We start from the raw sequence: 19,197 nt of genomic DNA, 5'->3' as shown, positions 1-19,197 counted from the left end.
GTCTTGTAGGGGCGCACAGAGAAAGCGCCCCTACAAATGTCATCCACACAATCGAGAATTGCTATGAGGTGTGAATTACAACTTCTTCCCTTGCTTCCCACCATTCCTTAGAACAGATAGCCTAAATATAGTGCTTAATTTATGATTTAATTCAGCAAGCATTTCTTAGCAAACTATCCATGTCTGCAACCCCTCATCCTAACCCATCCCACGTTTGGCACGCCTTAGAAGTTGATAAAACTATACAAGTCTTAGAGAGCAATGCAGAAGCGGGTTTAAGCTCGTCTCAAGTCAAGCAACGCTTAGAGGAGTATGGAGCCAACGAATTGCAAGAGTCAGGAGGTCGCAGTCCGCTAGCGATCCTGATCGATCAGTTCAAAAATATTATGTTGCTGATGCTAATTGCTGTAGCAATTGTATCGGCAGTGTTAGATATACGCAATAACGATTTTCCCAAAGACGCGATCGCGATTAGTTTAATCGTCGTTCTCAACGGTATTCTTGGCTACGTACAAGAAAGCCGTGCTGAAAAAGCTCTAGCAGCGCTGAAAAAACTGTCTGCTCCCTTAGTCCGAGTTATGCGCGACGGCAAACTCACAGAAGTTGCGGCAAAAGAACTCGTACCAGGGGACATCATGCTGATTGAAGCTGGAGTCCAACTCGCCGCCGATGGCAGGATTATTGAAGAATCAAACCTGCAAATTCGCGAGTCAGCTTTGACGGGAGAATCTCATGCAGTAGAAAAACAGGCAGATATTCAAGTAGCCGAAGAGACAAGCTTGGGCGATCGCGTTAACTTAGTCTATCAAGGTACGGAGGTCACTCAAGGACGTGCCAAGGTTATTGTCACCGGCACGGGAATGCAAACGGAACTTGGTAAAATCGCTGCCCTGCTGCAAGGAGTGGAAAGCGAGCCGACTCCCCTACAACAACGGATGTCACAGTTGGGCAACGTCCTAGTGGCAGGGGCGATGATTTTAGTCGCCTTGGTGGTTGTGGGTGGCGTGCTGCGCTTGGGTTGGGATGCATTTGAAGAACTGCTGCAAGTATCTTTGAGTATGGCAGTTGCCGTAGTCCCAGAAGGCTTACCAGCGGTGATTACCGTGACTCTAGCGCTAGGAACGCAGCGGATGGTGAAGCGCAATGCCTTGATCCGCAAACTGCCTGCGGTGGAGACTTTAGGCAGCGTTACCACAATTTGCTCTGATAAAACAGGGACGCTGACGCAAAACAAAATGGTGGTGCAGGCAGTCGAGTTAAACCAAAAATCTCTGCGAGTAACTGGCGAAGGTTATGCACCCCAAGGAGAATTTTTGAGCGATGGTCGAGCGATTGACGCAGACCGAGATTCAGATTTACAAGCATTGCTAGTTGCCTGTGCCTTGTGTAACGATTCTTTCTTGCAAGAGGAACAAGGACAATGGAAGATTGTCGGCGATCCCACCGAAGGGGCATTGGTAACTTTAGCAGCTAAAGCCGGAATTCAAAAAGACCAGTGGTCGAGCCGCTTGCCCCGTGTTGCTGAATTTCCCTTCTCCTCCGAACGCAAGCGAATGAGCGTGATTTGTAGAACGAGGCAGGAGGCAGGAGGTAGAAGTCAGGAGGTACAAGATTACGCTCTCTCGTCTTTAGCCTCTCATAATTCGGCTTATTTAATGTTTACAAAAGGGTCGCCAGAGTTAACTTTGGAACGGTGCGATCGCATTCATACAGGCGATCGCGCTGTGGCGATTAATGATGCTCAACGGCAGCAAATTCTGGAAAAAAATAACCAGATGGCAAGTCAAGGGTTGCGGGTGTTGGGTTTTGCCTATAAACCCTGGTCAGAACTGCCTCCAGAGGGATCGGAAGAGACTTCAGAACGAGAATTAGTTTGGCTGGGATTAGTAGGAATGCTTGATGCACCCAGACCGGAAGTGAGGGATGCAGTAGCCAGATCTCGCGAAGCTGGGATTCGTCCGATCATGATCACGGGCGACCACCAGTTAACAGCAAGGGCAATCGGAATCGATTTAGGCATTGCTCAAGCAGGCGATCGCGCTGTAACCGGGCAAGAATTAGAACGGATGAGTCAAGCTGACTTAGAACGGGAAGTAGACCAAACGAGTATCTACGCTAGAGTATCTCCCGAACACAAACTTCGGATCGTCCAGGCTTTGCAACGCAAGGGTAAATTTGTGGCAATGACGGGAGACGGGGTAAACGATGCCCCCGCCTTAAAGCAAGCAGATATCGGAATTGCAATGGGTATTACTGGTACGGACGTGAGCAAGGAAGCTAGCGATATGGTTTTGCTAGATGACAACTTCGCCACGATCGTCGCTGCCACTGAAGAAGGTAGGGTTGTTTATACCAATATCCGCCGCTTTATTAAATACATTCTCGGTAGTAACATCGGTGAAGTGTTAACTATTGCTGCGGCTCCAATTCTTGGACTTGGCGGCGTACCGCTGTCACCATTGCAAATTCTCTGGATGAACCTGGTAACGGATGGTCTACCAGCGTTAGCTTTGGCAGTAGAACCAGCAGAACCCAACGTCATGAAACGCCCGCCATTTAGTCCCCGCGAAAGCATTTTTGCCCGGGGCTTGGGTTGGTACATGGTGCGGATTGGGATTATCTTTGCCATTTTGTCAATTATTTTAATGGAGTGGGCGTACTTCCACACGCAAGCGAATGTCATTCCGAACGAACTAAGTCGCGATCGCTGGAAAACGATGGTATTTACCACGCTCTGCCTAGCACAGATGGGTCATGCTTTGGCGATTCGCTCCAACACCCGTCTGACAATTCAAATGAATCCGTTGTCTAATCCATACGTTTTAGGAGCTGTAGCGTTAACCACAGTCTTGCAAATGCTACTCATTTACGTCCCACCCTTACGAGCTTTCTTTGGCACTCACTTCATAACTCCGATAGAATTATTAATCTGCTTCGGCTTTAGCAGTTTAATGTTCGTCTGGATCGAGCTAGAGAAGTTGTTTATTAACTGGCAACAGCGACGGAAAGCGCATAGGTAATAGGTAATGGGTAATAGGTAATGGGTAATGAGTTAAGTCAAAAGTCAAAAGTCAAAAGTCAAAACCGATCGCCACTAACCATCAATTCCATCAATTACCACAAATGACAAATGACGCATGACCAACTACCAACTACCAACTACCAATTACCAACTACCAACTACCAATCAAAATGTTCCTCAAAACCCTCCACTTGAAGCAATTTCGGAATTATCAGGAGCAGCGAGTTGATTTCGTTGCTCCTAAAACAATATTGGTGGGTAATAACGCTCAGGGTAAATCCAATTTATTAGAAGCAGTGGAATTGCTGGCAACATTGCGATCGCACCGTTTGGCACGCGATCGCGATTTAGTTAGGGATGGAGAGGCATTCGGACAAATTCACGCCAAGCTAGAACGACAAGCAGGCATCATCGATCTATCTGTAACTCTGCGCCGTCAGGGGCGGCGGACAGTAGCTCTCAATAGCGAACAATTGCGCCGCCAACTGGATTTTTTAGGTGTCTTGAACGCTGTAGAATTTTCCAGTTTAGATTTAGAACTAGTGCGGGGTGCGCCAGAACAGCGCCGTCACTGGGTGGATACCCTGTTAATCCAGTTAGAACCCGTATACGCCCATATCTTACAGCAATACAATCAGATATTGCGGCAGAGAAATGCATTTTTGAAAAGTAAGGGCGGGTTTCCAATGCCCGTACAGGAGAAGGAAGAATTAGCGGCTTGGGATGCGCAACTAGTAACTATTGGTTCGCGGGTAGTGAGGAGAAGGGCGCGGGCGATCGAGCGTTTAGCACCTTTGGCTGCTGAGTGGCACGCTAGCATTAGCGATCGAGCTGAGGTTTTGCAAATTCGGTATGCCCCAAATGTACCCTTCACCGCAACCGATCCTGAAGGAGTGCAGCAAGCTTTCTTAGAGAAGATAGAACAAAGAGCGATCGCCGAACAACATCAAAACACAACTTTAGTCGGTCCCCACCGAGATGAAATTGAATTGACAATTAATCAAACTCCTGCTAAGCAATATGGTTCCCAAGGTCAACAGCGCACTTTAGTTTTAGCCCTCAAGCTAGCAGAATTGAAACTGATCGAAGCCGTTGTCGGAGAACCACCGCTATTATTACTAGATGATGTCTTAGCAGAACTCGATCTCAACCGTCAAAATCAACTTCTTGAGGCAATTCAAGACCGTTTTCAAACGTTGATTGCTACAACTCATTTAGCTGCCTTCGATTCCCAGTGGCTCCAAGCATCGCAAATTCTCTCAGTTAATGCAGGGCAAATATTCAGTGACCAGTGAAGACAGGAGACAGGAGACAGAAGGGGACAAGGAAGCAGGGGAGCAGAGGAGAATTTACTAACTCCCGACTTCCCAATTACCCCTTTCTCGGTTGTTCCAGTCTTTTAAATACAGTCAAAACGATCAAAGCCAACACAGAACTAACTAAACCCGTTTGCCATAAGCCGCAACCAGCAGCAATTCCCAAGCCAGCCGAAACCCAAGTTGCTGCCGCTGATGTGAGTCCCCGTACCCGCTCCATACGAGATTGTGATTGAGTTTCGCGCAAAATTTCTCCAGCACCAATAAACCCTACCCCCGCAGCAATCCCTTGAATGACGCGACTAATCGCATCACGTCCTTCCTCTGCTGTCGCCACGATTTGCAATGGAAGCATAATTAGTAATGCCGAACCCAGACTGACTAGCATATGCGTGCGTAAACCCGCTGGTTTGCGACCGATCTGGCGTTCTACACCGAGGATTGCCCCAAATACCAAAGCCATAGCTAGCCTGAAGCAAATACTTAACCAATCGTCAGGGGCAAAAGATATATTAGTCATTCGTTCTTTGTTGCGGTGTAGAGACGTTACATGTAACGTCTCTACATAGATCTGTTAACTATTAACTGTTAAAAATTGGCGCAAGCGCAGCAAGCCTAACGTTTGAGCCAAATTGAGTGGAAGTAAGGATACGCCTTCGATGCGCGATTGTACCCAACCTTCGCCCCAATACCATTCGTGAAATCCATCAATTCCCCCGTGGAGTAACAGGCGCAGACAATTTGGCTTTGCCACTTCTACTTGATGCTCGATCGCTACAGGTCCAATCCAACTAGTAAAAGTCAGACCTGGATGGAGTTGTTCTGGCATTCCTGAAGCTAACCGTTGTGGCGATAGCCATTTTTGCATTTGTTCGGGACGCAACAAACTATCTTTGATTGCTGCTGCTGATGCCTCTACTTCAATCCGTAACTGACTGTTTTGAAAACTACCCCACATAATTTATGACTCCAGTACTAATGCGATCGTAGCTTGTTTAAATGAGTGATGCGTGGTGCGTGAAATACTTCCAACTTCCGCGCCGAACGACTCCCGTACGGGCGCACAGAGAAAGCGCCCGTACCGACTCCCGACTCTCGACTCCCATTTGTTTTAGAGTAAAGTGTAAAGCTGCATTTCCTAATTGAAGGAGAAATTGGTGAAAAAGCTGGTCTGGGTGACAGGGGGCATTTGTTTGGCGGCTGTAGGGTTGGCGCGTCCGGTGTGGACGCAGGAATCGCTGTCTATCGGAGTCGCGGGAATTGATGCCCAACGGCTGCATGAATTACCTTACAACTTAATTGGGCGGAAAATTGCGATCGGTCAGGTGGAAATTGGACGACCTGGAAAGTTTGGCTTGGATAAGGCGGTTTCCAAACAACCTGCGATCGCCCCAGCTGGCGTGTTTTTGCGTAATGGTGCGGCTAAGGCAAATACGAATATCGACCCCCACGCCCAAAATGTTGCCAGCATTATGATTAGCGATCGCAAAACTCTGGCAGGGATCGCCCCAGGAGCTAGATTATACTCGACTGCGGTAGGTTCGGTGAAGTATGCCGGACAGCCGGAAGAATGTTTATCCGCACAATCAACAGCAAACCGCAATAGCGGTGACGTGCGGGCGATTAATTTTAGTTTTGGTGAAACTTTGGAACGCGACCCGCGACCGGAGGCGAGATTAGATGGTAATTCTCTACTAACTCGCTGTTTGGATTGGTCTAGCCGCGTCCACGATGTGTTGTATGTTATTGCCGGAAATCAGGGGAAGGGCGGAATTCCCATCCCTACCGATAATTACAACGGCATGAATATTGCTTTTTCCTCGCGTCAAGACGGAATTTTCCGCAAAGTTGATGTGACTAATTTAAGTGCCGCTGGTGGTGGCGTGAAGGGTAGGTTGCGGGGACGGGAAATGAATCTCGGTACGCGGCAGTCGATTAGTTTGGTTGCTCCTGGCAACAGGGTTTATGCCCTTAACCCCGATGCTAAGGTCAAGGAGGTTACGGGTACGAGTTTTGCCGCACCTCACGTTACAGCTACAGTGGCGCTGCTACAGGAATATGGGGATAAACAGATTAAGATGGCGAGCGCCCCAATCTCCCTTGAGAAGGGGGACAAGACGATCGCCTCTCGCCCCCCTTTCCAAGGGGGGTTGGGGGGATCTACACGGAATTGGAGTTTGGATGCTCGTCGGCATCAGGTAATGAAAGCGGTGTTGCTTAACTCTGCTGATAAAGTACAAGATGCGGGTGATGGCTTGCGATTAGGGATGAGTAAGACGATTATTGACAAACAAAATCGCAATTGGGTAGATTCCGATGCTTACCGTCAACCCAAAGTTTCTTTAAATTCTGAAATCGGTGCAGGTCAATTGAATGCTTTTCGTGCCTACGAACAGTTTAAAGCAGGTCAGTGGCAATCTTGGCAACCAGTTCCAGCGATGGGGTGGAACTATCGTCAACTCAAAGCTAACTCTGCTGAAGATTATGTCCTAGCTGCACCTTTAAAACAAGGTAGTTACGTTGCAATTACCTTGGTGTGGGAGCGCTTAGTAGAATTGAGAGATAAAAATCAAAATGGCAGCTTTGATGTTGGAGAAGATTTTCGCGATCGCGGTTTAAATAATCTCGACCTTTACTTATTAAATGCAGACTCCAACGCTGCTGCTAGTAATATTTGTACCTCAACTAGCGAGGTTGATAGTATCGAGCATATTTTTTGTCCAGTTCCCACTACAGGCAGTTACAAAATTCGCGTCCAATTTCGCCAACAAGTAAATCAACCCTCTCAACCTTACGCGATCGCCTGGTGGACTGTACCCGCTCAGTAAGTCAAATGTGAAAAGTTAAAAGTCAAAAAAGTGAAACTTCTCAACTTTCTAACTTTCTATTTGGAGAAGACGAGGAGCTTCAGACTCAACTATTGGTACGCTTAAAGCTGGCTTAATACTTTCGAGTTTCCGAGTCTTTGGAGCTGTCAACAAAGACAGTAGCTTAGGCAAGCTGAGACACAGAGCCATGTTAGCAAAAGTTAGAACTAGACAATCGATAAAATTCATAGCTGCAATTGCCTCCCTAAAAATTCCCACTAAACGCTATGCGTTTCTTGGATATCTCTTTAGTTTGCAGCATGTTTAACCCAAAAGATCGAATCGATACTTTTGAGTTTCTTTTCACTGCGATAAGCTAACTTTATTAATCTATTTGTTGCTATTGCCTGTATATTTAAAATATAACCTTCTTTGTAACAGAATAGAAATATAAAAGAAGATTTATAGTAATTCAAGCAAAAAGAGAAGAAATTAGAACCAGTCAATTGTCTACAAGCAAGATTAGCCAAAACTTTTTCATTTGCTCCCTACTCCCTGCTCCCTGCTCCCCAGTATATTAGTGAAATTTGAGTGTAGGGTGGGCAATGCCAACCTTACTATGACAATGGGATTTAAAACTGCACTTCATACTCAACCACAGCTTGCGTATCGTCGGCAAAATCTGTCGCGGCGCGGACGCGGGTGTTGTCGTTCAAGCGATAGCTCAAACCGAATTGAGCTGGTTGTTGTGCAGTTAAGAATGTCAAAACCGAGACATAAGCATTGCGCGTGATATCAACGCCAGCCTCAGCCGCTAGACCAAGAGTAGAAGAGCGCGATCGCTCCTCATTAGAAATAGAAGTGGGGAATAAGCGCAGCTCTGATAAACCCAAGGCATTGCCAATGTCGGTAAACGTATTTTGAAAGTTACCTAATATAGCTGTTCCTGCCAGATTAACTAGTCCCGTCGCCGTATCACCACCACCCTGTCCTGCCAAGGTTTGCGCGAAACCACCACCAATTAGAGCGATAATCTCTGATTGACTGCGGGAAGGGCTACTTGTCAGTTCCAAATTTTCAAATAATTGGCTAGCTGGTCCTTTAGCTACTGCCCGCACGCGAACGGTATTTACGGAACCGATATCTGTAGATAAGGTGTTGTCAGAAATCTCGCTGCTGATAACAGAAGAAGGGACTTGCGATCGCGTCACTTCTGGTACTGATGCGATCAATCGCACATCAAGGGTTGGATCGAGAGCTTGTTTTGGTGTAAAAGTTGCTTTTTGTTCGTAGCCCCGCTCCAACTCAAATTGAGTCGTAAATAAATTGACGCTACCACGTTCTAAATTGATAGTTCCTTGAGGGCGCAAATCGCCCAGCATACCGTTTACCACTAAAGTTCCAGCCGCTTGAAAGTCAAGAATCGGTGGTAACGTTACCGACACATTATTTCCTAAAGTCAGCCGCAGATCGTTCAACTCTATAGGTGCTTCAGCAGCTGGAGCCGGGGCTGTTCCCCCTTGTCCCCCTTGTCCCCCTTGTCCCCCTTGCGCCCCAGGCGTAGCCGGGGCATTGCTAGTTGGCAGAAAAACCTGACCGTCCGCCAGTAGAACTTGACCCCCGATTGTGGGGTTAAGTGTGGAGCCAGTCACAGTGACTTTACCGTCAACGCCTCCTTGATATAAATTGGGTAAATTCAACCTCAGCCGATCTAAAGAAACGGTAAGGGGATTAGCGGCATCTGGGTCATTTGCTGCTAGATTCTCAAAAATCGGAATTACGCCTTGGGCAACCATCTGACCCCTGGAAAAATCGCCTTGAATTCCCTTGACGAGAATGCGATCTTCGTTAAATAGCACCGTACCGTTGACATTTGTTAATGGATCTGTTAAAGCCGCAGCAGTGATGGTGGCATTTTTGACTTGGGCAATTCCCTTCGCTTCTGGCTGCTTGAGAGTACCGCGTACTTGCAGTTGAACTTGTCCTTCACCGCCTTTCCACGCTACTTGGTCGGTTAAAACATTGAGTAAGGCTAGTCCTTGATTTTGGACATTGACATCTAACCGAATCTGGTCGCTATCCGGTTTAACCGAAGCGAAAGGTAATTGTAAGGGAATACTACCAGTCGCCATTAATGGGTCGGGTCCAGCAATCAGAATGTTGCTACCGAAACCGAGACGGGCATTAGCATAGCTGAAACTAGCCGCAGCTGATTCTACGGGGTTTTGATTGATCGTGCCTTCGCTGAGTTGAAATTCTCCGACTGCTAAGGGGTTCTCGGTACTACCAGCGATGGTTGCCGTACCGTCCACATTACCTGTCACGGCGATCGGTAATTCGACAAAATCATTGAGTAGGCTTAACGGAAAGCCCCTGACTCGTAACTGACCTGATTGCTGTTCGCTGCTAAAACGACCAGTCAAAGCTACAGCGGTGTTTTCGTCCAATCGTACCCGCACGGGAAGTAGGGTTAGCACTCCTTCATTAAAGTTACCAGCAGCAACGAGGCGATCGGCAGTATATTTACCCCACTGCCACTTATCCCCTCGCAAATTGAAATCAGCAGCAATGCCCTGTTGGGGAGAACCACTAGCAGTAACTTCGCCGCCAAAAGTCCCCTGAAGTTCGGCTAAAGCTGGGACTGGAAAAGCATCTTGACGTTGCTGGCGCTGCTGTTGCAGTAAAACTAAAACTTCCGAATAACGACGTAATTGAGTTAATAGCGATCTATTTGGTGCGCCGACTTGTAAAATTCCTAAATCTTTTGCTGTAGCATAATCAGGAGGCTGAAAACCGCGTTGCAGGTCTTCAAAGTCATAAATTTGCAGGGCGCTGAGGATATCTTGAATGTTGCCTTGGGCGATATTGGCTTTAGCTTGAAATTGAGGACCTTTAGGAGTTTGACTGAAGCTACCTGTTAATGCATACCGGCTTGAACCTTTGACAAATTCACCATTAGTCAGCGTCCCGCCACCGTTCCCGTACCGAAATTGTGCCGCTAAGCGATCGCCCTGCAATCTACCTATACCAGGTTGTGCTACAGCTACATCTCCTTGGGCGGCTAGACGGTCGGGATTTACCGTCAAATCGGCTGATAAAATGCCGCTGACTGGACCCGTGAGGTAGGGGTTAGCTGGTGCAGACAGATTCAGCACCCGTAACGGAAAGTTTTCGACATTGACCAATAAATTCTCGCCTTGACTTCTCCCAGTGGCGATCGCCTCATCCAATCTCACCGTAAAATTATTGGGGCGATAGTCGGGTTTGAGATTGACAGCAACGCGATCGTTTTGATTCCCAACTAAATCTAAATTTAATCCCCTGCCCGGTTGCAGCCGCAAATCTCCCGCTAATAGCGGGTCGAAAGCTACGTTGTTGACGGCAAAGTTTTGCAGCCGCACGTTACCTACAACATTCGGTACTGGTAAATTGCCCGTAACCTGTCCAACAAAACTGACTCTACCCGCCACGCTACTATTAGGTGGCAACTGTACGGGAGCGTTTTTGAGATCGTAGTCTCGCACTTTGACGTTAAAATTTAACCCCGTTATCGAGGCAACATTTTGCGGGTCAACACTAACTCTGCCGTTCGCTTGAATATTTCTAGAGGTGAGTTGGGGAATATTTAAAGTGTTGCCATTCCAATTTAAGGAAGCAGTTAGGGGTTGTCCGATTAACTCCTCCGACAAGCGGACTTGTCCCGCTGCTGTAATTCCTGCCGGACTGAATTCGCTGATAGTTCCGGCTAAGTTGGCATCTCCTGTCAGTAAACCTCGTAATTGTGGATTAAATCGATTGAGCTGGATTCCATTCGTATTAACTGCTACTTGCCAGCGACCGTTATTGAGTTGAATATCCCTAGCATTAATCGTACCTCCGGCAACATTTAACCTCCCCGTACCGCTACCCCGTAAAGTTTCTGGAGTAAAAGCAGTGGTACTCCCCGATAGATTTAGCCTTCCGTTCAGACTTCCCGCATACTGAGGCGGTACGGGGGCGAGACGTTGCAATTGTAAGTCAGTTGCTTGCAGTTGAGTTTGCCAGCGTCCGGCGGCTACTTGGATACTAGGGACGTTAATCGTACCCCCACCAATCCCCGTTAATTGACCCGCACCTGTAGCAGTGAGTTGTTGCGGTTTAGCTGGGTCGAGCGTACCAGCTAGAGTAAACGTACCATTTACCGGGTTTTGCAAGCTGGGCGGGACTTGGGTTAACTGTCCCAATCTCACCCCAGTGGCTTTAATTGCTGCTTTCCAACGTTGGTTGACCAACTCCCCAGCCGCTGAAACATCACCTCCAGCCACGCGGAAAATTGTATCGCGTAGGAAGAGGTTGTTGGCGTTGTAAATTACGAGCTGTCCTTTACCTGGATATGTTGCTTGGGGTGCTTGCCAATTAACAACTGTACGGGGTTTATCTGGCGTACCTGTAACTTGGGCTTGGGCGGTGACAATTCCCACTTTCGCAGCTTGGTTAGTTACGCCGTAGGCTTTGGCGATCGCATCCCCTGGAATATTATTAGCAATAAATTTAAAATCTAAACCTGCTGTCTGTTCTGGTTTCAGGGCTAATTTCAGCGTTCCGCCACCCGTTACCTTACCTCCAGCAGCGGGTGTAGCTGATATATTGGGAAAATTTAACGTTCCTGCTGCCGTATCAAGGGTAAAGTTCGTACTTACCCGACTGATATTCAACCGATCTAACCGGACTGGTTTGATGTTTACCACATCTCCGGTCAAAACAGCCGCTTCTACGGGTCCTGTCAGTTTGACTTGCGATCGAAAAACACCATCAACGGGTACGGGTACTTGTAGATTTAAACTAGAAATTGCGGCGGCGGCGCTGACAGCATCGACGTAAGCCGAGAGATTAAAACCTTTTTCTATATCAAGAGAACCCTTAGCTACAGCTGGAATTTTGCCATAGCTACTAGCAACGTTATCTAGGTAAATTTCCGTTCCCTTAAACTGCAACCTTCCCTGAGAATTATTAAAGGCTTGCGGTAGTTGATTAACTTGAGCTGTAACCTTGTTTAGGTCGGCAGTACCATATAAACCCAACAGTTTTACAGGAGTGAGTTCGGCTTTAAAATCGCTGTTGACTCGACCACCTTGAATAACTAACGGCAATTCAATCAGCCGCGTTAGATCGGAAGCTAGAAATTCTTGCGTATTAATATTGATACTAGCTCGTCCCGACTCGGCGCGAAAATCTCCATCAAGCTTTAGCTCTCCTCCTGTCTGCGGTTTCCCAGCTAAATTGAAATTAATCAGATTATAGTTTTCGCGAAAAGTTGCTTCTCCGTTAACTTGATTTAAGGTGACAGTGTTACGTGGCGTAGAACGAGTTAGTTGTTGAACGTTAGACACTAAAATTGCTTGAGCATTCCGCCAGCCAAGCCGATTGAGGGCAATTTGAATTGGACCTCCCGCCTCACCACCCGTAGCAATATCAGTATTGACCCAGCGCCCTTGGGTATCTTGCTGCACGTAAGCTTTTGGGTTAACAAGCGTGACATCTAAGGGTAAAGTGCGAGTCAAAAGCACTGATAAGGGGTTGTAGCTTACCTCCACCGCTTCAATCGATGCCGTATCCGGGTCGGTAGCAGTAGCCGGAACAGAAGTAGCACCCAAGCGTAACCCCGTCAAACCAAACCGTTCGACGCGCCCGACTTTAATCGGTCGTTTCAGGGTTTGGGAAAGATTTTTTTCGACAAGTGGCGATAGCTGTTCGTAAATGAATCGATTTATCCACCACGCACCCGCTGCTACCCCCACCAATATTGGTACGCCAATAGCAACAGTAGTCCGACTAAATAAGATATTCTTGAGACGGTTGGGTCGAGGAGACTGTTGAGAATCTTCAGTTTCCGGCTCAGTGAAATTAGACATAACCCCTCACGGCTGATCTGGACGGCTGGAGCTAGTGGCAAAAACCCACACCTGGGAGCAGCGCCAACTTTAAGGATAATTCAAGAATTTAAATGTGAAATTATCGTTACGGGATTGTTAACATCTATTTGCACAAAATAACCAAAGATGTTATCCGTTCATCAAAAAAACTGCGTCTGCACAAAGGTATATAAGAGGGAGTCGGGAGCAGGGAGAAGAGAGCTGAGGGAGCAGAGGAGCAGGGGAGCAGAGGAGCGACAACAAACAACCAACAACCAATGACCAATGACCAATGACCAACTACCAATTTCCCACACCCTACACCCCTTCTTCACCGACAACTGATAACTGATTAAGATTATGGTTAACAAGAAACAAAGGGATGACTGAAGGTAAATTGGAACGGAGAGAGTTATGATTGCACCCATGCGTGTATTTGTGTTACTGTTTAATGCCCGCACGGAAAATGAGGGCATTCATACTATTCAAACAGGCGATCGCAATAAGGTATTGATGTTTGAATCAGAAGATGATGCAGCACGTTTTGCCTTAATGCTAGAAGCACAAGATTTTCCCGCTCCAACGGTGGAAGCGATGGATATAGAGGAAATCAAGGATTTTTGCGACAGTGCTGGCTATGACTGGGAAGTTGTTCCAGAAGGTGCGCTTGCACTTCCACCAGAAATCAATATAGAGCAAACCGACTGGCAACTAGATGATGAAGATAAACCCTTAGTCGAAGAAAAGTCTGACTCAGATATATCCGATACTGAATTGGATAGCATTAAGCGGCGGTTGGAAGGCTTATTGTGAAAGGTGGAAATGGGACAAGAGAGACAAGGGAGACAAGGGAGACAAGGGAGACAAGGGAGAGGGGGGAGACAAGGGAGACAAGGGAGAGGGGGGAGACAAGGGAGAGGGGGGAGACAAGGGAGAGAAATTTGATAATTTAACGATCGATGACCGATGACCAATTACCAATTACCAATTACCAATTATGGATCGCGGTCATCTACTAACAGAACAGGTGAATCCTAACAGTCAAAACTTAGACCGACTAAGTTGTTTGGAGTTGGTAGAGTTATTTAACTGCGAGGATGCGAAAGCAGTAGCGGCGGTGGCAGAGGCAAAGCAAGAATTAGCTGAGGCGATCGCCCTGACCGCAAAATCGTTGCATCACGGGGGACGGCTGTTTTATATTGGGGCGGGAACGAGTGGACGTTTGGGGGTATTAGACGCTTCTGAGTGTCCGCCGACGTTTTGCACGCCGCCAGAAATGGTACAGGGGATTATTGCTGGGGGTGCGGCGGCTTTAATTCGCAGTTCGGAAGATTTGGAGGATCGGGCGGAGGATGGCGCAGGCGCGATCGCCCAACATAAAATTACTCAGTTAGATGTCGTTATCGGTATTACAGCGGGAGGAACCACGCCTTACGTCCAGGGTGCTTTACAAGCAGCCAGAGCTAGAGGAGCTACAACCATTTTTATTGCCTGCGTACCCCAAGAGCAAGTCCAAATTGATGTGGATGTGGATATTCGCCTATTGGTAGGAGCAGAGATTTTAGCAGGTTCGACGCGACTCAAAGCCGGAACTGCTACCAAATTGGCATTAAATATTATTTCTACGGGGACGATGGTGCAGTTGGGCAAAGTTTACGGCAATCGCATGGTAGATGTTGCCGTGACAAATAATAAGTTACGCGATCGCGCTTTACGCATTTTACGCGACCTCACCGATTTAGAAGCCGATGCAGCTGAAACATTACTCGATCGCAGTGGTAAATCGGTAAAATTAGCTTTATTAATGCATTGGACTGGATTAGGGAGGGAAGAAGGCGATCGGTTGTTGGTAGAACACAAGGGTAATCTGAGGGCTGCGGTTGCGAGTTGTAAGGGGTAGTTTTAATGCAGTAAGGATAGCTGGACAACCTGAGATTTTGATTCTTCTGCGATCGCACTCGCTCGATCTGTTAGATATTGAGCTATACATCGAGCAACATACTCCGCTAGTTTAACTGGTACAGCATTGCCAATCATTTGTTCTAGGTCGGTTTTTGCTCCCTGAAATACAAAAGTTGGCGGAAACGTCTGAATGTAGCTTCTCTCAATTGTGGTCAAAGGTCTAATATGAGATGAAATTGGTGCAGCATCGCCAGGGTGTAGTTTGTAAGTTTTGGGAATTGGTCTGTTTACGCCTCTTATTGTCGGACTTGGTTCGTCAATACTAAAAATTGCCCTTCTTTTATAACTTCTTGGATGCCGATAGTAATACTCAATTCCTAGACTATCTCCTAAATAATCCCTCAACGTCATTGGTTGTTGTGATAAGTTTGCCTGAAAATAAGGAATGAGAATTCGATCAGTTCCTCCAAGTTCTCCTATACAAAAAAATCTCTTACGTTTTTGGGGTACGCCACACAAGCTAGCATCTAATACTACTTCATTAAGTCCGTATCCTGCCGTTTTAAAAATTTCCCTAGCTGCTTTATACTTATAACTCTTTACTAATCTATCCACATTTTCCATCACAAACCATTGAGGTCTAAGCTGTGCGATCGTCTCAGCAAAAACAACTGTCAGATTGCCTCTACCTAAATCTTCATCTCGCTTTCCTGCACTAGAAAAGTCTTGACATGGAGGACCACCAAGAATAATATCTGGCTCAAACTGCATTAAAAAATCGGTATTAAGGTCTAAGTTTTGCAGATCGAGATTATAAATTTGGTGTTGAAAATTATTTTTATAAACTTTGAGTGCTGGTTCCCAGTTATCAAAAGATGCCACTATTTGAAAACCTACATTTTGAAATCCTAGAGATAAGCCACCACAACCAGCAAATAAATCTAGACTTCGCCATTTAGGATACTGTAATTTAATCTGGCTATAACGATTCATTCTTTTTCTACACGTATTAAATATTTTATTTAATTAAAAATTTCTGGATTGCTTAAAATTACAGCATCAAATCTCCTTTCAGGGCTTAAAAAATCCTGCCCTCCTCCTAAAATTATATTTTTTATTTCTGCTTTTGTGATTCTAGGTGTAGTCAACTCTGGACAGGTCATATATCGGTGCGTATTAGAGCCACTCAAAGCAAATGCTTTATCATTTTTAGTATTATACGACAAGTTATCAATGATAAACTTATGATTTATTTTTCCACTTTGAGCAAATTCATATAGCATCTTTGCTAGCCAAATGACCGAGCGCATTGGACGTTGTATAGTTTCAGTTCTAGACTTAATAAAGTTTTTGGTGACATCAAAAAATAGTCTTGTAAAAGCAAAATTACTCCAAACAAAGATATCTAAGCAATTCTCGTAAAGTTTTGATGTTTTCCCAATAGTTTTCCAAACTGGCTGAATAACTAACGGCTGTTGTAAATCTATATTACTAACTAATAAGCAGTCTAACCCATGAACTAGATCGACAACTAGCGGCAAAACAGAACTGATACTCGACCAGTCACTAATTTGAGAACAAATCGGATGTAGTACGTTTAATATCGCCTGTTGAGATAATTGATATTTCTCAATAATACTCAATGCCAAATAGACAATTGTGTCCGGTCTTGTCACAATTTCACAACCATATTGATTATCTGGAAGCCGATAAGTTGAGTTATCTGGTAAAGCTGTTAGTTTGATTTCTATAGCTTTTAGGCAAGAGTCGCCCTGAGATTCAAGAGTAACTAAATCTACTCTTGGTAATGTTCCTATAACAGTTTTTCTATAAGGCACATAGTCACTTTCAAAAGCAAAAAATAAATTAGGAGATAGCGGCTCTATTCCAAAAATACTTGTAACATCTATTTTTCCATGTTTAACTTTTAGCTGTGAATCGAGAGTAAGGTATACTGGTTTGAGTTCCTGAGAGTACATATAACAGGCAAGAGCTGCCGGAAAAGAATTATTAAACTGATTTTTGCCCCAACTATCTCTTAATGAGAAATCTCGATTAGAACGAGCCAAGCCAAATAGCCTTGGTTGAATAATTCGATTTGTCATAAAACCAGCTGTTAGTTAACACAAAATTGAAAGATTCTGAAGTTTATTTTAGTATTTTTAGCAAATATTGAGCTGGTGAATACCAAAACCTATTCCTTTTTGATCTCAGTTATAGTATTCTACCCACTCCTAACTCCCGACTCTAGTACGGGCGCTTTCTCTGTGCGCTCCTACCGACTCCCTCATTTTCCAAGGGTGACGCACTCCGCTACAGTAGACTTATGCTCCCTAGCTGCGATCGCAATTCACAATGTTTACTACGGCATCAGAAACCCCCATCATCCTTACCGTTGTCTTGGTTGCACTCGGTATCTTGGGTTGGGGCTTTATCAGGGCGAGGAAATTTGGCAAACTCGGTATCCTCGCCTGGTTACAGTCAGTAGTGCTGATTTCTCCCTGGCTGCTATTCTTTGGCTTATTCGCCACCGGAATTTATCTCAATTTGGCGGGAGTGTTGCTGTTAATCGTCGCTTCGACAGCTATATATGTCTTTCTCGGCAATCGCCTCCGCGCCGCTGGACAAGATGCCATTCTCCGCGCCAAAGCTACAGAAAAGCTGGCAGGTAACTCGACAACCCCAGAACCAAATGCAGCAGATGATAGTTCGGTCAAGGCAGTAGAAATACTGAACAAGCCGGAGGTAATGCCCATCCCAGATGAAGACCTGACCGCGATTCGCGGTATTTTTGGCATCGACACGTTTTTTGCTACAGAGTCAATCCCCTATCAAGATGGCGTAATTTTCAAAGGCAACCTACGCGGAGAACCAGAAGCAGTTTACAATCGCCTCAATACCACTTTACAAGAACGCATGGGAGCGAGCGAAGCAGCTCCAGAGAAACCCCGTTATCGCTTATTTTTAGTGGAAAATGTCGATGGTAGACCAGTCGTCATCGTCCTTCCTAGCCGCAACGACCCCCGCCCCTCAACCGTAGGACAAAAAATTTTCGCGCTAGTCCTGTTTCTTGCTACCATTGCCACAAGTTTAGAAACTGCTGGTATTCTGCAAGGATTCGACTTCTTTACAATTCCAGGTCGTTTCCCCGAAGCTTTACCAATTGCATTGGGAATTCTAGCTGTTTTAGCCGCCCACGAAATCGGACATCGGGTGTTAGCCCAGCGCTACCAAGTTCGCCTCAGTCCTCCCTTCTTCCTGCCAACGCTGCAAATTGGAGCATTTGGAGCAATTACGCGGATTGAATCGCTACTACCCAACCGCACAGCCTTATTTGATATTGCTATTGCTGGTCCCGTGGCTGGGGGTGTTGTTTCCTTACTGATGCTGTTTGCGGGTCTAATCCTCTCGCATCCTGGCAGTATGTATCAAGTACCGTCGCAATTTTTTCAAGGCTCAATTTTAGTCGGAGCTTTATCTAAAGTCGTTTTGGGTTCTGCCGTCAACCAAGCTTTGGTAGACGTTCACCCGTTGACAATAATTGGCTGGTTAGGTTTGGTAATTACAGCGCTGAATCTGATGCCAGCCGGACAGTTAGATGGTGGGCGAGTCGTACAAGCAATTTACGGGCGTAAAACCGCCGGACGCACGACTTTTGCCACAGTAATCGTTTTGGCGATCGCATCTTTAGCTAATCCGTTAGCTTTATACTGGGCAGTTGTTATCCTTTTCTTGCAACGAGATTTAGAACGCCCTAGCCTGAACGAGTTAACAGAACCGAATGATGCTAGAGCAGCTTTAGGTTTATTAGCACTGTTTTTGATGATAGCTACCCTCCTACCCCTCACACCCGCATTAGCAGGACGCTTAGGAATCGGTGGTTAAAAGAATTCTCAAAGTCCCCCTTTTGAAGGGGGATTTAGGGGGATCTTCAAGTCCTCCTTTTGAAGGGGGATTTAGGGGGATTTCATAACCGTTTTCAAATCGCATGAAATACATAATTTGCAGGGGCGCACAGCTGTGCGCCCCTACCAGTTTCATACACGCAATTTCATTTCACTATATATTACCAATACCCTCAAAATTTGGACGAACTAAAAACTTGGCTTCACACTTTCCACATCATACTTTTTAAATTTTTTATATATCTAATCTTGCTTTTATAAAGTTATTAATAGCAGATAGAGCAATTCCTAGTCTACTGAGGTACGATTAATAGTAATGTTGTGTATTCTGCCCAGATAAAAATGAAGGCATAC

The 19,197-nt window shown here is 45.9% G+C and carries 12 protein-coding genes; 7 read left to right on the top strand and 5 right to left on the bottom strand.

Going from position 1 to position 19,197, the window contains the following annotated elements; all coding sequences use genetic code 11:
• The first annotated feature begins 179 nt into the window (after positions 1–179).
• Positions 180–3,020 (top strand): cation-translocating P-type ATPase, encoded by a 2,841-nt coding sequence (locus tag DSM107010_RS19735; RefSeq protein ID WP_106167001.1) that lies wholly within the window; start codon positions 180–182, stop codon positions 3,018–3,020.
• 193 nt (positions 3,021–3,213) lie between these two features.
• On the top strand, positions 3,214–4,317 hold the full coding sequence (recF, locus tag DSM107010_RS19725) for a DNA replication/repair protein RecF (RefSeq protein WP_241994276.1): 1,104 nt from the start codon (positions 3,214–3,216) through the stop codon (positions 4,315–4,317).
• A 76-nt stretch (positions 4,318–4,393) separates the two neighbouring features.
• On the opposite strand, the gene DSM107010_RS19720 is transcribed toward recF, so the two are convergent.
• Positions 4,394–4,858, bottom strand: a complete 465-nt coding sequence (locus tag DSM107010_RS19720) for an MgtC/SapB family protein (RefSeq protein ID WP_015156017.1) — start codon at positions 4,856–4,858, stop codon at positions 4,394–4,396.
• 54 nt (positions 4,859–4,912) lie between these two features.
• Complete coding sequence (locus DSM107010_RS19715; RefSeq protein ID WP_015156018.1) at positions 4,913–5,296, bottom strand: hypothetical protein; 384 nt, start codon at positions 5,294–5,296, stop codon at positions 4,913–4,915.
• Positions 5,297–5,492: 196 nt separating this feature from the next.
• Between DSM107010_RS19715 and DSM107010_RS19710 the strand changes: the two genes are divergently transcribed.
• Positions 5,493–7,166 (top strand): S8 family serine peptidase, encoded by a 1,674-nt coding sequence (locus tag DSM107010_RS19710; RefSeq protein WP_181246326.1) that lies wholly within the window; start codon positions 5,493–5,495, stop codon positions 7,164–7,166.
• 611 nt (positions 7,167–7,777) lie between these two features.
• Here the strand turns inward: DSM107010_RS19710 and DSM107010_RS19700 are convergent.
• Positions 7,778–13,036, bottom strand: coding sequence for a translocation/assembly module TamB domain-containing protein (locus DSM107010_RS19700; protein ID WP_127023685.1), 5,259 nt, complete (start codon positions 13,034–13,036; stop codon positions 7,778–7,780).
• A gap of 414 nt (positions 13,037–13,450) precedes the next feature.
• Between DSM107010_RS19700 and DSM107010_RS19690 the strand changes: the two genes are divergently transcribed.
• The 3 genes from DSM107010_RS19690 to murQ are packed head-to-tail and all read left to right on the top strand — an operon-like array spanning position 13,451 to position 14,936.
• On the top strand, positions 13,451–13,849 hold the full coding sequence (locus DSM107010_RS19690) for a DUF3110 domain-containing protein (RefSeq protein ID WP_181246498.1): 399 nt from the start codon (positions 13,451–13,453) through the stop codon (positions 13,847–13,849).
• Positions 13,850–13,858: 9 nt separating this feature from the next.
• Entirely contained in the window at positions 13,859–13,981 is a 123-nt protein-coding gene (locus DSM107010_RS42315) for a hypothetical protein (protein WP_277871332.1), read from the top strand.
• Between the two features lie 52 nt (positions 13,982–14,033).
• The gene (gene murQ, locus DSM107010_RS19680) at positions 14,034–14,936 is read left to right on the top strand and encodes an N-acetylmuramic acid 6-phosphate etherase (RefSeq protein ID WP_127023681.1); all 903 of its coding nucleotides are present in this window, start codon (positions 14,034–14,036) and stop codon (positions 14,934–14,936) included.
• A gap of 2 nt (positions 14,937–14,938) precedes the next feature.
• Here murQ and DSM107010_RS19675 read toward each other — a convergent pair whose 3' ends face one another.
• Together DSM107010_RS19675 and DSM107010_RS19670 are read right to left on the bottom strand one after the other, a co-directional pair.
• Positions 14,939–15,931 (bottom strand): DNA cytosine methyltransferase, encoded by a 993-nt coding sequence (locus tag DSM107010_RS19675; RefSeq protein ID WP_106169593.1) that lies wholly within the window; start codon positions 15,929–15,931, stop codon positions 14,939–14,941.
• Between the two features lie 29 nt (positions 15,932–15,960).
• Positions 15,961–17,043, bottom strand: coding sequence for a HindVP family restriction endonuclease (locus tag DSM107010_RS19670; protein WP_106169592.1), 1,083 nt, complete (start codon positions 17,041–17,043; stop codon positions 15,961–15,963).
• Positions 17,044–17,293: 250 nt separating this feature from the next.
• On the opposite strand from DSM107010_RS19670, the gene DSM107010_RS19665 reads away from it, so the two are divergent.
• Entirely contained in the window at positions 17,294–18,823 is a 1,530-nt protein-coding gene (locus tag DSM107010_RS19665) for a site-2 protease family protein (RefSeq protein ID WP_106169591.1), read from the top strand.
• Positions 18,824–19,197 lie beyond the last annotated feature (374 nt).

Origin of the sequence: Chroococcidiopsis cubana SAG 39.79, assembly GCF_003991895.1 — a bacterium.
GTDB classification, from domain to species: domain Bacteria; phylum Cyanobacteriota; class Cyanobacteriia; order Cyanobacteriales; family Chroococcidiopsidaceae; genus Chroococcidiopsis; species Chroococcidiopsis thermalis.
Note: the sequence above shows the minus strand (reverse complement) of the source record. Positions and strands in the feature narration are given on the sequence as shown.

Coding starts and splice junctions, on each gene's coding strand:
- DSM107010_RS19700 (WP_127023685.1), bottom strand. CDS start 13,036: ATGTCTAATTTCACTGAGCCGGAAACTGAAGATTCTCAACAGTCTCCT.
- DSM107010_RS19670 (WP_106169592.1), bottom strand. CDS start 17,043: ATGACAAATCGAATTATTCAACCAAGGCTATTTGGCTTGGCTCGTTCT.
- DSM107010_RS19665 (WP_106169591.1), top strand. CDS start 17,294: ATGTTTACTACGGCATCAGAAACCCCCATCATCCTTACCGTTGTCTTG.
- DSM107010_RS42315 (WP_277871332.1), top strand. CDS start 13,859: ATGGGACAAGAGAGACAAGGGAGACAAGGGAGACAAGGGAGACAAGGG.
- DSM107010_RS19715 (WP_015156018.1), bottom strand. CDS start 5,296: ATGTGGGGTAGTTTTCAAAACAGTCAGTTACGGATTGAAGTAGAGGCA.
- DSM107010_RS19675 (WP_106169593.1), bottom strand. CDS start 15,931: ATGAATCGTTATAGCCAGATTAAATTACAGTATCCTAAATGGCGAAGT.
- DSM107010_RS19735 (WP_106167001.1), top strand. CDS start 180: ATGTCTGCAACCCCTCATCCTAACCCATCCCACGTTTGGCACGCCTTA.
- DSM107010_RS19690 (WP_181246498.1), top strand. CDS start 13,451: ATGATTGCACCCATGCGTGTATTTGTGTTACTGTTTAATGCCCGCACG.
- DSM107010_RS19720 (WP_015156017.1), bottom strand. CDS start 4,858: ATGACTAATATATCTTTTGCCCCTGACGATTGGTTAAGTATTTGCTTC.
- murQ (WP_127023681.1), top strand. CDS start 14,034: ATGGATCGCGGTCATCTACTAACAGAACAGGTGAATCCTAACAGTCAA.